At 41.6% G+C, this 13,423-nt stretch carries 11 protein-coding genes; 7 read left to right on the forward strand and 4 right to left on the reverse strand.

The genetic code is table 11. The features are described 5' to 3' along the window. Positions 1 to 163: 163 nt before the first annotated feature. The 3 genes from PSF11_RS06205 (at position 164) to PSF11_RS06215 (ending at position 2,917) form a co-directional block, all read left to right on the forward strand. Entirely contained in the window at positions 164 to 784 is a 621-nt protein-coding gene (locus PSF11_RS06205) for an L-threonylcarbamoyladenylate synthase (protein WP_004920184.1), read from the forward strand. 140 nt (positions 785 to 924) lie between these two features. Beyond that, the gene (rluB, locus tag PSF11_RS06210) at positions 925 to 1,842 is read left to right on the forward strand and encodes a 23S rRNA pseudouridine(2605) synthase RluB (RefSeq protein WP_014656052.1); all 918 of its coding nucleotides are present in this window, start codon (positions 925 to 927) and stop codon (positions 1,840 to 1,842) included. A 385-nt stretch (positions 1,843 to 2,227) separates the two neighbouring features. After that, entirely contained in the window at positions 2,228 to 2,917 is a 690-nt protein-coding gene (locus PSF11_RS06215; RefSeq protein ID WP_223854789.1) for a hypothetical protein, read from the forward strand. A 46-nt stretch (positions 2,918 to 2,963) separates the two neighbouring features. Here the strand turns inward: PSF11_RS06215 and cobO are convergent, their stop codons facing one another. Then, positions 2,964 to 3,554, reverse strand: coding sequence for a cob(I)yrinic acid a,c-diamide adenosyltransferase (gene cobO, locus PSF11_RS06220; protein WP_004920176.1), 591 nt, complete (start codon positions 3,552 to 3,554; stop codon positions 2,964 to 2,966). Positions 3,555 to 3,559: 5 nt separating this feature from the next. Next, entirely contained in the window at positions 3,560 to 4,324 is a 765-nt protein-coding gene (locus PSF11_RS06225) for a YciK family oxidoreductase (protein ID WP_004920174.1), read from the reverse strand. 178 nt (positions 4,325 to 4,502) lie between these two features. Between PSF11_RS06225 and sohB the strand changes: the two genes are divergently transcribed. Then, complete coding sequence (sohB, locus tag PSF11_RS06230; RefSeq protein ID WP_014656049.1) at positions 4,503 to 5,549, forward strand: protease SohB; 1,047 nt, start codon at positions 4,503 to 4,505, stop codon at positions 5,547 to 5,549. A gap of 92 nt (positions 5,550 to 5,641) precedes the next feature. Here sohB and PSF11_RS06235 read toward each other — a convergent pair whose 3' ends face one another. Continuing rightward, complete coding sequence (locus PSF11_RS06235; RefSeq protein ID WP_004920169.1) at positions 5,642 to 5,890, reverse strand: DUF2498 family protein; 249 nt, start codon at positions 5,888 to 5,890, stop codon at positions 5,642 to 5,644. A 290-nt stretch (positions 5,891 to 6,180) separates the two neighbouring features. On the opposite strand from PSF11_RS06235, the gene topA reads away from it, so the two are divergent. Further along, entirely contained in the window at positions 6,181 to 8,775 is a 2,595-nt protein-coding gene (gene topA / locus PSF11_RS06240; RefSeq protein WP_036940356.1) for a type I DNA topoisomerase, read from the forward strand. 355 nt (positions 8,776 to 9,130) lie between these two features. After that, positions 9,131 to 9,655 carry a superoxide dismutase family protein gene (gene sodC / locus PSF11_RS06245; protein WP_072502287.1) on the forward strand — a complete coding sequence of 175 codons (525 nt, stop codon included), beginning with the start codon at positions 9,131 to 9,133 and terminating at the stop codon, positions 9,653 to 9,655. A gap of 247 nt (positions 9,656 to 9,902) precedes the next feature. Here sodC and PSF11_RS06250 read toward each other — a convergent pair whose 3' ends face one another. After that, positions 9,903 to 11,936: a M13 family metallopeptidase gene (locus PSF11_RS06250; protein ID WP_072502286.1), complete on the reverse strand. Its 2,034-nt coding sequence runs from the start codon at positions 11,934 to 11,936 to the stop codon at positions 9,903 to 9,905. A gap of 322 nt (positions 11,937 to 12,258) precedes the next feature. Here PSF11_RS06250 and cysB point away from each other — a divergent pair, with 322 nt between their 5' ends. Further along, positions 12,259 to 13,233 (forward strand): HTH-type transcriptional regulator CysB, encoded by a 975-nt coding sequence (cysB, locus tag PSF11_RS06255; protein WP_004920151.1) that lies wholly within the window; start codon positions 12,259 to 12,261, stop codon positions 13,231 to 13,233. Positions 13,234 to 13,423 lie beyond the last annotated feature (190 nt).

Here is a 13,423-nt window from a genome sequence, read left to right on the forward strand (position 1 = left end):
TATCCTCTCGATATTCTCATTTCCAGTGAAACAACCTGAGTGATTTGGAAAGTCATTAAAGTAGTGCGTCTTTTTAGAGATGTGTTTTCTTATTGTAAATAGATAGTGCCATTTTAAGGTTTTTACCGGATGATGCTGTCAATACTAAAGATCAGAGGTCTGTATGAGTCAGTTTTTTTATATCCATCCGGATAATCCCCAAGCTCGGTTAATCAACCAGAGTGTTGAAATTTTAAATAAGGGCGGCGTTATCGTTTACCCAACCGATTCTGGGTATGCAATAGGCTGCCGGTTGGAAGAAAAAGAGGCATTGCAGCGTATTTGTCGCATACGTCAACTTGATGCCAACCATAACTTTACTTTGATGTGCAGAGATCTCTCTGAGCTATCAAATTATGCACATGTTGATAATACGGCATTCCGGTTAATTAAAAATAATACGCCCGGCAACTACACGTTTATTCTGCGCGGAACTAAAGAAGTGCCTCGCCGCTTAATGAATGAAAAACGTAAAACCATTGGGTTAAGGGTTCCGTCTAATCCTATCGCTCGAGACCTCCTTGAAGCTGTTGGTGAGCCATTAATGTCAACCAGCCTCATTATGCCGGGGGATGACTTTACGCAGTCAGATCCTGAAGAGATCCGTGATTTACTCGGTAAACAGGTCGATTTAGTTATCCACGGTGGTTACATTGGTCAAAAACCCACAACAGTAATTGATTTCACGGATGATAGCCCAGTTGTCGTTCGTGTCGGTACAGGTGACCCATCTCCTTTCGAATAAGCGATAATCATCGCGGGTCGATTAATAATAGGGCATCCTCATAAACCTGTGTATAATACGCAGGTTTTCCAATTCGTTATTTTTCGTCACTGTGTACGAAAAACTATTTGACGCCTGTGAAGGCGACATTTGAGGGTTATATGAGCGCTAAACCGCAAAAAACTGAGAAGCTACAAAAAATTCTTGCCCGCTCTGGGCATGGTTCCCGTCGTGAAATTGAAACTTTTCTAAAAGAAGGGCGCATTAGTGTCGATGGTAAAATCGCGACGCTAGGTGATCGTATTGAAGTAAAACCGGCGACTAAAATTAGATTAGATGGTCGGATATTAGCGATAAAAGAACCTGAAAAAGAGATCTGTCGTGTCATGGCTTATTACAAGCCAGAAGGTGAACTGTGTACTCGCCATGATCCAGAAGGTCGCCCGACAGTATTTACGCGTTTACCAAAACTTGTGGGAGCTCGCTGGATTGCGGTTGGTCGCCTCGATGTGAACACAAGTGGGTTATTACTGTTTACTACCGATGGTGAACTGGCTAACCGTTTAATGCATCCAAGTCGCGAAGTTGAGCGTGAATATGCTGTTCGTGTATTTGGGGAAATCACTGATGCAAAAATACGTCAATTAACTCAAGGCGTTCAGCTTGAAGATGGCCCGGCCGCATTTAAAACGGTTTCTTTCCGTGGCGGTGAAGGGATGAACCAATGGTATAACGTGACCTTAACAGAAGGGCGTAACCGTGAAGTACGCCGTTTGTGGGAAGCTGTTGGGGTCCAAGTCAGCCGCTTGATCCGGGTGCGATACGGTGATATTGACCTGCCTAAAGGTCTGCCGCGTGGTGGCTGGACTGAGTTAGGCCTACAACAAACCAATTACCTAAGAGAGTTGGTTGGGCTTGAAGCTGAAACAGAAACTAAGGTGGCTGTTGAACGAGACCAACGACGCATCAAAGCAAACCAGATCCGTCGTGCGGTTAAACGCCATTCACAAGTAGCAGCAAGGCCTGCGTCTAAACGTCAATCATCTCGACCAACAGCAAAGCGTCGTACACGCATTTAATGGCTTTGGCTTGTGTTGATTTATCGAAAAGGTTATAGAGTTATCTATAACCTTTTTTATTAGTTTTGGTTATGTATTTGTCACAAAATGATACAAACTCATTTGAGAATATTCTGTGTTTAAGTTACCGTTATGATGTAAAGGAATAAACAAAGGTAAATTATACTACATGTTTAGTTTTCGATTAATAAAGGCGTTGATGATACTTTGCTTAAGCGTAATGATTAGTGGATGTGATAATAATCAAAGCATAATATCAGAAAGCGGGCGTTTTTATTTTACGAATGATACATCAGATAGTTTCATTTTTTTTATGGATTACCATCCGATTGTTGTTCCTAATCAAAGTGTGGGAAGCCTTTTATTGAAGCCTGGTGTCCACGTTATGATAACGACGACGGGTGAACCTGTTCAGTTTATTGTTTACCCAGGCAATAAAGGTGGCATTCTCAACCCAACTCAGCAATTTTATTACGCGTACAATTATGTGTATGGGACAGAAGGGATCCCATCACTTCACCATCTGAACAAACAATCGCTGGTGGTGGGTCACTATCAACTCAGTGGTAGAATAAATAGCAGTAACGATTATATCATTGATAATAATGTGTTTAACTGTGATATTCCAGTTGGTGAACAAGCACCAGAAGCGCTATCAAGCTCGGCTGCCGTTAGCCAAGTAAAAACGAAGTGTTTAACACATAAGGAGCTGACTGACCTAATCCACCGTGGTGATGCCTTTATATCACAATTAATGGTGAAAAAAGTGCCTCATGGTGAAAAGCAATCGGTCACAGTGCATTTCGATTACCCACTCACGACACCTAATTTTACCGATGAAGTTCTGCAAATGTATGCACAAGAAGTGGTTGGGTTGGTTAATCGTTTTCGTCGCTCTTTAGACCCACAACGAAAACAGTTCTATTATAACGAATACCACAATAAAATTTCACACATGGCAGTGATTTATAGCCAAATGAGAAATGATGGCACGGCATTACTTGAAAAATGCAAATATGCAGAGTTTATGCAGCAAACCCGAGCGATCTTCGGTGCCGGCATTCTGATGATGTAATTAAATTGCCGATACACAGTTGCTATGTATCGGCAGATGAATACGATTACCAGTCAATCCCTTTTTGTGCTTTTATTCCAGCATCAAAAGCATGTTTCACAGGGCGCATTTCAGTAACGGTGTCAGCTAAAGTAAGCAGTTCGCGGTGACAGCCTCGCCCAGTAATAATCACTGATTGGTGTTCAGGGCGATCAGTTAATGCGTCTATAACCTCTTCCAATGGCAGATAGTCATAGCTAATCATATAGGTGATCTCATCAAGTACCACTAAATCGATGGATGGATCAGCCAGTAACCGCCGCGCATATTGCCATGTATCAAGGCAAGCGAGAGTATCAGCTTCTTTGTCCTGGGTCTCCCAGGTAAAACCGGTAGACATGACATAAAAAGGAACGCCGTGAGGCTCTAATAATTCTCGCTCACCATTATCCCAACTGCCTTTAATAAATTGCACGACAGCGGCTTTTTGTCCATGGCCGACAGCACGGCATACTGTACCGAACGCTGCTGTCGTTTTACCTTTGCCGTTTCCTGTAAAAACTAGCAAGATACCTCGTTCGATTTGCGCAGATTCAATTCGAGCATCAACCTTTTCTTTCAAACGTTGTTGACGCTCTTCATGCCGGCTTTGAGACATAAAAATTACTCCGTTGTTTTAACATTTTGAGCGGGTTGAGCGTCAAAACTAATGCCTGTTTTACGCAAGCTATCATTACTCATAAGATATAAGTAAATTGGCATAATGTCGGCTGGTGCTTTGATAGTCATTGGATCTTCATCTGGTGCTGCACTGGCACGCATACTGGTGCGAGTACGCCCTGGATTGATACAGTTAACACGCAAGCCACTGTTTTTATACTCTTCGGCAAGGATCTGCATTAAGCCTTCAGTGGCAAATTTAGAAACTGAGTAGGCTCCCCAGTCTGCACGGCCTTTTTTACCGACGCTGGAACTGGTGAAAACGAGCGATGCTGTTGGTGCTTTCAGTAATAAAGGCAACAGCACTTGAGTTAACATAAACGACGCATTGACATTAACTTGCATAACGTCATGCCATAAATCGACAGGTTGTTCGATAATTGGGGCAACAACCCCTAAAAGACCTGCATTATGCAATACGCCATCTAGATAAGGGTGTTTTTTAGCAATATCGTTGGCTAACTCAACATATTGTTCATGAGGTGCTGTCAACAAGTCAACGACATAGATATCTGCGGCCTTACCGGTTAATGTTTCGATTTCTTGGCTAACGGCGTCAAGTTTATGCTGTGTCCTACCGACTAAAATCAAAGAGGCGCCGAAGCGAGCATAGGTTAATGCGGCTTCACGGCCAATTCCATCACCGGCCCCAGTAACCAAAAGGGTTTTGCCACTTAAAAGGTCATGTTTAGGTTGATAGTGGAGCATGGTATTTTTCCTATCCTATTTGTTAACAGTTACGATATCATCTCATTGATTGATGCTATTGGCTAATGTAGCGTAGAAATTTAAGTAAGATTACGATAGAAACGACGTTATTTTACTGGTTGTTTAATAGCAATCATGAGACTATTTTTATCAAGATAAATATGAGAAGGATGATTTTGTGGAGTATTTCTCTCTGTATGGACTGTTTTTGGCAAAAGTCGTCACAATAGTCGTTGCAATTATTGCTTTGGCTGTTTTTGTTTTTGGTGTCGGAATGCGTCGCCAAGGTGGGCGAGGTGAATTGAAAATTACCGACTTAGGGGAACGTTATCGCGAACGCCAGCGTCAAATGCAGCAAGTAAAAATGAATGATTCTGAGCATAAAGCTTGGGTAAAAGCCTTTAAAAAGCAACAGAAAGCAAAGGCGAAAAGTGAAAAAGCAGGGGCAAAAGCAGGCCAATCAACGGTCAAAAAACCGTGTTTATATGTCTTAGATTTTAAAGGCAGTATGGATGCTCGTGAAGTCGGCTCTTTAAGAGAAGAAATCAGCGCTATTCTAGCCGTGGCGGAACAAGACGATGAAGTTTTGCTGCGTCTTGAAAGTCCTGGGGGCATGGTACATGGATACGGCTTAGCGGCATCACAGCTTTCCCGTTTAAAAGAAAAAAATATTCCGTTGACTATCGCGGTTGATAAAGTGGCTGCAAGTGGCGGTTATATGATGGCGTGTATTGCGTCGAAGATTGTTGCGGCTCCATTTGCCATCATTGGTTCTATTGGGGTAGTTGCACAAGTGCCAAATATTCACCGTTTATTAAAAAAACATGATGTAGATGTTGAATTGCATACAGCGGGTGAATACAAACGCACATTAACTATGCTTGGTGAAAATACCGAACAAGGACGTAAGAAATTCATCGAAGATCTGAATGAAACTCACGAGTTATTTAAACAGTTTGTGCATCATAATCGTCCATCATTAGATATTGACGCGGTGGCTACTGGAGAATATTGGTATGGTACTCAAGCACTTGATAAAGGCTTAATTGACCAAATTGGCGTGAGTGACGATATTATTATTTCAGCAATAGAGACTAAAGAAATCATCAGTATTCGCTATACACAAGGTAAAAAGATGTTAGAACGTTTTACGGGTAGCATGTCTGAAAATGTTGATAAATTGTTATTGCGTTGGTGGCAGCGCGGGCAAAAACCTTTTATGTAATTAAATTAAGATTCGGTTTTCTCGCAAAAAATAGATTTCGTAACTATCATTAATTACCGGCGCTTAGCCGGTAATTTTTTGGCTACGTCTCTTTACTTAAGACGGTATTGCTCAGAAAGAATATGAGACAAATGTTTATACATGTTGAATGCCGCCGTGCTTTTCGCTGTTGGAATACCATTGGCATCTAAAAAGCATTCACCTTTGAACACTAAGGTATCACGATGCTGCTCTACCGTATCAACGAACATGCCATGAATGAAGTCTTCGTGTTTCCTTATGATCTCATTAGCTTTTTCGAGAAGTTCATTTTGTGTTATAGATTGGATATTGTTGTCCATAAGTTAGCCCCCTTAAAAAAATAATTGGTTGCGTCTGGCGTTTTATCAGGTAGAGTGTGTGCTTTTCGTTGGCAATAATTAGCCATTATATGGCTAAAATCAGTCAGCTAGAACACTTTATGTTCTTTTTAGCATAGCGTGATTAGCTTGGTAGTTTTTGCGTAAACGCAAACTATTTGAAGAAATTATATTGATATATTGCAATTGTGCCGCAATATAAAAAAGAGATTTTCATTTTGTGCATTTTCATGTAGAAATGCGCCATTGTAGAAATTTAGGTAAAGGTAAATATGGGTAAAGCTCTTGTTATCGTGGAGTCCCCGGCAAAAGCCAAAACGATCAATAAGTATCTTGGCAGTGGCTACGTTGTAAAAAGCAGCGTTGGCCACATTCGCGATCTGCCGAAAAGCGGGTCCGGCTCACAAAAGAGTACAGGCTCATCTACCGACAAAACTAAAAAGGTTAAAAAAGATCCTCAAGCCGCGCTTGTGAAGCGTATGGGGGTCGATCCTTACCATGGTTGGAAAGCAAACTATCAGATCTTACCGGGTAAGGAAAAGGTGGTTTCTGAATTACAAGCTTTAGCGGCAGATGCAGACCATGTCTATCTTGCGACGGACCTTGACCGCGAAGGGGAAGCTATTGCATGGCACTTACGCGAAGTGATTGGTGGTGAAGACTCTCGCTTTAGCCGTGTTGTGTTTAACGAAATTACTAAAAATGCGATCACTCAGGCGTTTGATAGCCCTGGCGAACTCAATATCGATAGAGTTAATGCTCAACAAGCTCGCCGTTTCATGGATCGCGTAGTAGGTTATATGGTATCGCCGCTGTTATGGAAAAAAGTGGCGAGAGGGTTATCTGCAGGTCGCGTACAATCCGTTGCGGTACGTTTGATTGTCGAACGTGAACGTGAAATTAAAGCGTTTGTGCCGGAAGAATATTGGGAACTTCATGCGGATTTGGCGGATAAAAGTACGGCTGCATTACGTATGCAGGTTACGCATCAATTAGGCAAAGCGTTCAAGCCAGTCACTAAGGCGCAAACTGACGCTGCGGTGAGTTTGCTAGAAAAAGCACGCTTCCAAGTGATTGACCGTGAAGACCGACCCACATCCAGCAAGCCGAGTGCGCCTTTTATCACATCAACGCTGCAACAAGCCGCTAGCACCCGTCTTGGGTTTGGTGTGAAGAAGACCATGATGATGGCTCAGCGCCTTTATGAAGCGGGTTATATTACCTATATGCGTACTGACTCAACTAACTTGAGCCAAGATGCATTAAATATGGTACGTGGCTATATTAGCGATAATTTTGGCGAAAAATATCTGCCTAAAGACGCCAATATTTACACTAGCAAAGATAATTCGCAAGAAGCGCACGAAGCTATCCGTCCTTCCAGTGTTGATGTTCTACCCGATGCACTGAAAGATATGGAATCAGATGCGAAAAAGCTCTATCAGTTAATTTGGAATCAATTTGTGGCATGTCAAATGACGCCTGCAAAATATGATTCAACAACATTAACGGTGAAAGCAGGGGATTTTGAGCTAAAAGCGAAAGGCCGTACATTGCGTTTCGATGGTTGGACGCGAGTGATGCCTGCACTGCGCAAAAATGATGAAGACAAAACATTGCCACCAATCCAAGTAGGCTCTGAATTGTCGCTGGTTGAATTGTTGCCAAGTCAGCACTTTACGAAACCACCAGCACGTTTTAGCGAAGCCTCCTTAGTTAAGGAGCTTGAGAAGCGCGGTATTGGTCGTCCATCAACCTATGCGGCAATTATCTCTACGATCCAAGATAGAGGTTACGTTAAGGTTGAGAACCGTCGTTTTTATGCGGAGAAAATGGGTGAAATCGTGACAGATAGGTTGGAAGAAAACTTCAATGACCTAATGAACTATGATTTTACTGCACGCATGGAAGATCAGCTTGACCATATTGCTAATCACGAAGCAGAGTGGAAAGCGGTGCTTGATGAATTTTTCTCTGATTTTAGCAAACAGCTAGATATTGCAGAGAGAGATCCTGAAGAAGGTGGAATGCGCACGAACCCTATGGTGATCACTTCAATTACTTGTCCTGATTGTGAACGTCATATGGGGATCCGTACAGCTTCAACAGGGGTGTTCCTCGGTTGTGAAGGCTATGCGTTACCACCAAAAGAACGCTGCAAAAAAACCATCAATTTGATCCCTGAACATGAAGTATTGAATATTCTTGAAGGGGATGATGCGGAAACCAACGCGCTGCGTGCTAAGCGTCGCTGTCCAAAATGCGGTACAGCAATGGATAGCTACCTGATTGATAATCAACGCAAACTGCATGTGTGTGGTAACAACCCAGCTTGTGAAGGTTATGAGATTGAAGAGGGTGAGTTCCGCATTAAGGGTTATGACGGCCCAGTAATTGAGTGTGATAAATGCGGTTCAGAAATGCACCTAAAAACAGGGCGCTTTGGGCCTTATATGGGGTGCACAAATGAAGAGTGTAAAAACACCCGTAAGATCTTAAAAAATGGTGAGATTGCTCCACCAAAAGAGGATCCGGTACCATTACCTGAATTACCTTGCGAAAAATCAGATGCGTATTTTGTGTTGCGCGATGGTGCGGCTGGCGTATTCCTAGCGGCAAACACCTTCCCGAAATCACGAGAAACGCGAGCGCCATTGGTTGAGGAGTTGCAACGCTTTAGAGATAGACTACCTGAAAAGCTGGTTTATTTAGCTGACGCGCCTGCAAAAGATCCTGATGGTAATCCAACCGTTGTGCGTTTTAGCCGTAAGACGAAACAGCAATATGTTTCTTCAGAGAAAAATGGCAAAGCCACAGGTTGGAGTGCATTTTTTGTAGACGGCAAATGGGAAGTGAAAGAGAAATAATCATTCACTGACGTTAGCGATTAAAAGGCGATAGGTTAATTTCTATCGCCTTTTTCATTTCTGTAGTTCATCATTTTCTGTGAGCCTACGAGGTTTTTATCATTAACCACAGACAGACTCTCCCTCCATCTTATTTTTATGATGATTTGATCTCCTTTCAGGAGCCGTCTTAAAAATGCACTTATTTGGCTTAAGTGTTGATTTATGTGGCTAACCGCAAAGCAATATGATGACGGTTTGCTATGCTGATAAATAGCAATTATCAATAAATAATAATTTATTGATGTGTATTTGCTTTTAAGCAATAAACATCACAAGCAGCGATTAGGTTAGAAAGCTCACAACTGGAGGTAGAATGAAATTCAAAATGTGTTTACTGGCCGGCTTATTAACGGCTTTTGCAGCAAATGCAGCAGAAACAACAGTAGTACTGAAAGAAGCTACACCACAAGGTGAAGGCAAGGCGATTGGTGAAGTTGTTATTTCTGAAACCGATTATGGATTATTGTTTACCCCAAAATTAGCAGGTTTAGAAGCGGGTATCCATGGTTTCCATATCCATGAAAACCCAAGCTGTGAGCCTGCTGAAAAAGATGGCAAATCAGTACCAGCATTAAAAGCAGGTGGACATATGGATCCGGCAAAAACAGGTGTCCATAAAGGACCTTATGACAATACAGGCCACTTAGGGGATCTTCCGGGTTTAGTGGTTGATGCCAAAGGTAATGCCGATTATGCCGTATTAGCACCGCGCTTAAAAACACTAAAAGAGATTGAAAACCGTGCACTGATGGTACACGCGGGTGGGGATAATTACTCCGACCATCCTGAAGTGTTAGGTGGTGGTGGTGCACGCATGGCTTGTGGTGTGATCAAATAGTTGGTACTGTATATTTAAACAGTTATTGATAAAACCGTACTACTTTGAGACTTAATCTAAAAGCTCTGAAATACTCAGAGCTTTTAACTATTTGAAAACTAATAAAATAGGTGCTTAAAGAAAATTTATTTGTTTTTAACAGGGGATGGTTAATACGATTGAACGTTACCTGTAGATATAATCGATATGAGAATTGAAGGTTGCGGCTTTCAAATGAAAGCCGCAGATATCAAGGGGGAAAGCGCATTTACCAAATACGAATGCGTTGTTCAGGTTCAAGGTATAATTTGCTGTCTTTATCGACACCGAAAGTTTGATACCATTCATCCATATTACGAACAACACCATTGGCACGGAACTGGTTAGGGCTATGTGGGTCGGTCAAAATTTTATTACGCTCGGACTCTTTGTTGGATAACTCTTGCCAAGTTCTTGCCCAAGAAATAAAGAATCGTTGCAGACCGGTTGTCCCATCAATAATTGGCGCTTCACCATTTGGATAATTCTCTTTAACGAATTGCTTATAAGCGCTCAGAGCAATGTTCAGCCCGCCTAAATCACCGATGTTTTCACCCAATGTGAGTTGACCATTAACCTTTTGTCCATCAACGGAGAAGCTATTATATTGTTCAACCAGTTTATCGGTTTTTTGTTTAAAGTGCTGTTTAGAGTCATCACTCCACCAGTTACGCAACTGACCAGTACCATCATACAAGCTGCCTTGGTCATCAAACCCATGGCCCATTTCATGGCCAATTACAGCGCCAATTGCGCCATAGTTATAGGCAGGGTCAACATTAGGATCAAAGAAAGGTGCCTGTAGTATTGCGGCTGGGAACACTATCTCATTTTGCACTGGGTTAAAGTATGCATTAATGGTTTGAGGCGTCATCCCCCATTCCCATTTACGGACAGGTTGTCCTATCTTACTCATATTGTCGTTATAGACCCAGTTTAAGGCCTGTTTGTAGTTATCCAGTAGCGTATCGGGTTTTAGATTGATACTACTGAAATCATTCCATTTGTCAGGGTAACCCACTTTAACGGTAAATTGCTCAAGTTTTTTAAGTGCTTCTTGGCGTGTTGCATCATCCATCCAATCATTATCTTTTAAGCGAGAATTAAACGTTCCTCTGACATAGCTGACAAGATCGGTAATTTTCGCTTTTGATTCAGGGTTGAAATATTTCTCAACATAGATTTGCCCCATAGGCTCGCCCTGTAAGCGATTGACGGTTTCCAGAGCACGCTCTTTGCGTGTCCGCTGTTTTTCTACGCCGTTAAGTTTACGCGAATAAAAATCAAAGCGGGCGTCAGAAAAATCGCGATTCAAATAGGGGGCTTGATCACTTAAATAGTGAAAACGTAGGTAGTCTTGAAGTGTCGATACAGGGGTATTGGCATAAATTTTGGCTAATTGCTCTACTGCGGTATCCGTTTCAACTATCACCTTATTCAATTGTTTGTCTGAAAGTTGCCACTGTTGAATAAAGTTATCCCATGCAAAGCCTTGAGTGAACTTTTTCATATCGTTCAGTGTCATTGGGTGATAATTTTTGATTGTGTCACGGCGCGCTTCTGGGCTCCAATGAGCCTGTGCCATTGATTTTTCCAGTGCGAAAATTTGTTGGGCTTTTTTCTCAACATCATTTTCGCCCGCCAGTTTTAAGATAGTGGCAATATAGGCGATATAATTTTTGCGGATCTCCTCCATCTGCGGGGTATCGTCGAGGTAATAATTACGGTTCGGTAATCCTAAACCGCCTTGCCCAAGGTATAAAACATAAGTATCCGGCTGCTTAGCATCCAAGTCTACCCAATAAGAAATAAATGGCGTATAGGCCGGAAGTGCCATTAATTTACTAATATCATTATGATTTTTTGCATTAGTAATTGCATCAAGGTCATCTTTGAGAGGGCTTATTCCTATTTTTTCTATCGCGTCTTCATTAAGATAACTTACATATAAATTACGAATATTGCGTTGATTATGATTGAGTTCCTTCTCTGGTGAGCTTTGCAACTGATCGATAATGCTTTGTAGTTGTTTCTCTGTCGTGAGGTATAACTCAACAAATGAGTTAATGCGCGGCATGCCTGTTGGGATCTTCGCTTTGCTTATCCAGTCCTGATTGACGTAGCGATAAAAATCATCCCCTGAAGCGATATTATCAGATAAAACAATCTTTTGGTCGCCATAAGAAACTTCTTTGGCATAAAGGCTAGGCGCTATAGCGATGGTTGACATACTGATAAGGAGCGCCAAAATTTTTTTCTGCATGTAATACCCTCTCTTCGTTGAGAATTATTGTTTCCATTACTTAAGATTAAAGCCGATTCATTTATCTTGCAAAACTGCCTATCAGCTATTCAAGCATAGATTGGGAAAATTTAAATGTAACTTTGCATTTTCTTACTAGTTAACAATGAAGATAATTTCAAATTTAAACTATTTTAGGTGAAATTTTATCATCTAGCTATTCACACTCAGCATAATGATGATATATTGGTTATATCAAATCATATACATATAGCTTTTAGTTATAAATAATAATTTTTAGCTATAGCGAATTCCTTACGGCTCTGTATAGGTGGATCTAAAAATGAAATTGCAGCAATTACGTTATATTGTTGAGGTGGTTAATCATGACTTGAATGTCTCTGCAACCGCTGAAGGGTTATTTACCTCACAGCCGGGTATTAGCAAACAAGTGCGTATGTTGGAAGACGAATTGGGGATCCAAATTTTTGCTCGCAGCGGAAAACATCTCACTCATGTTACGCCAGCAGGGGAAGAAGTTATCCGTATTTCACGGGAAGTGCTTTCAAAAATTGAGGCGATCCGTTCCGTTGCAGGGGAGCATACTTATCCAGATAAAGGCACTTTGCATATTGCAACAACACATACTCAGGCACGTTATGCGCTTCCGCCGGTAATCAAAGGTTTTATCGAGCGCTATCCGCATGTCTCACTGCATATGCAACAAGGTTCCCCAACGCAAATCGCAGAGGAAGTTTGCAAAGGGAATAGTGATTTTGCGATCGCTACTGAAGCGTTACACCTATACAGTGACTTGATCATGCTACCTTGTTATCACTGGAACCGCTGTGTTGTGGTGCAAAAAGGGCATCCGTTAGCCGAAAAGAAAAATGTGACGATTGAAGATGTTGCACAATACCAAATCGTAACATATACCCATGGTTTTACGGGGCGTTCTGAATTAGATGTGGCATTCCAAAAAGCCAATTTAGAACCTAAAATTATTTTTACGGCGACAGATGCGGATGTTATCAAGACCTATGTAAGGCTTGGGTTGGGCATTGGGATTATTGCCAGTATGGCGGTTAACCCAGAGTTGGATAGTGATCTGGTTGTCATCGATATGCGCGATAAATTCAGTTATAGCACAACGAAAATTGGCTTCAAACGTACCAGTTTTTTACGTAGCTATATGTATGACTTTATTTGGCGATTTGCCCCTCATTTAACCCGTGATGTTGTAGATAGGGCGATTGCACTGCGCAACAATGAAGATATTGAGGAAATGTTTAAAGACATTAAATTGCCTATCATCTAACTTTAGGTTGCCTTTCAAACGAGAGCTAAGCTTTTAGTGACTGATGTGAATTCAACTAGAAGCTTAGTGACTCACTTTTTTGTTCTCTATTTAGCTATTCCAATGTCAGCGTTCAATTGACAAGTTCAAAATCCTAGCATTCTACTACTCTTTTTATGAGTCGCTTAGCTAAATTTCCCCGCCATTTACT

The sequence above is a fragment of the Providencia sp. PROV119 genome (assembly GCF_028482435.1).
Classification (GTDB): Bacteria; Pseudomonadota; Gammaproteobacteria; order Enterobacterales; family Enterobacteriaceae; genus Providencia; species Providencia stuartii.

Bases quoted from the DNA above. Each gene is read 5' to 3' on its own strand.
- topA (WP_036940356.1), top strand. From the start codon at position 6,181: ATGGGTAAAGCTCTTGTTATCGTGGAGTCCCCGGCAAAAGCCAAAACG.
- cobO (WP_004920176.1), bottom strand. From the start codon at position 3,554: ATGTCTCAAAGCCGGCATGAAGAGCGTCAACAACGTTTGAAAGAAAAG.
- PSF11_RS06215 (WP_223854789.1), top strand. From the start codon at position 2,228: ATGATAACGACGACGGGTGAACCTGTTCAGTTTATTGTTTACCCAGGC.
- PSF11_RS06205 (WP_004920184.1), top strand. From the start codon at position 164: ATGAGTCAGTTTTTTTATATCCATCCGGATAATCCCCAAGCTCGGTTA.
- sodC (WP_072502287.1), top strand. From the start codon at position 9,131: ATGAAATTCAAAATGTGTTTACTGGCCGGCTTATTAACGGCTTTTGCA.
- PSF11_RS06250 (WP_072502286.1), bottom strand. From the start codon at position 11,936: ATGCAGAAAAAAATTTTGGCGCTCCTTATCAGTATGTCAACCATCGCT.
- cysB (WP_004920151.1), top strand. From the start codon at position 12,259: ATGAAATTGCAGCAATTACGTTATATTGTTGAGGTGGTTAATCATGAC.
- PSF11_RS06225 (WP_004920174.1), bottom strand. From the start codon at position 4,324: ATGCTCCACTATCAACCTAAACATGACCTTTTAAGTGGCAAAACCCTT.
- PSF11_RS06235 (WP_004920169.1), bottom strand. From the start codon at position 5,890: ATGGACAACAATATCCAATCTATAACACAAAATGAACTTCTCGAAAAA.
- rluB (WP_014656052.1), top strand. From the start codon at position 925: ATGAGCGCTAAACCGCAAAAAACTGAGAAGCTACAAAAAATTCTTGCC.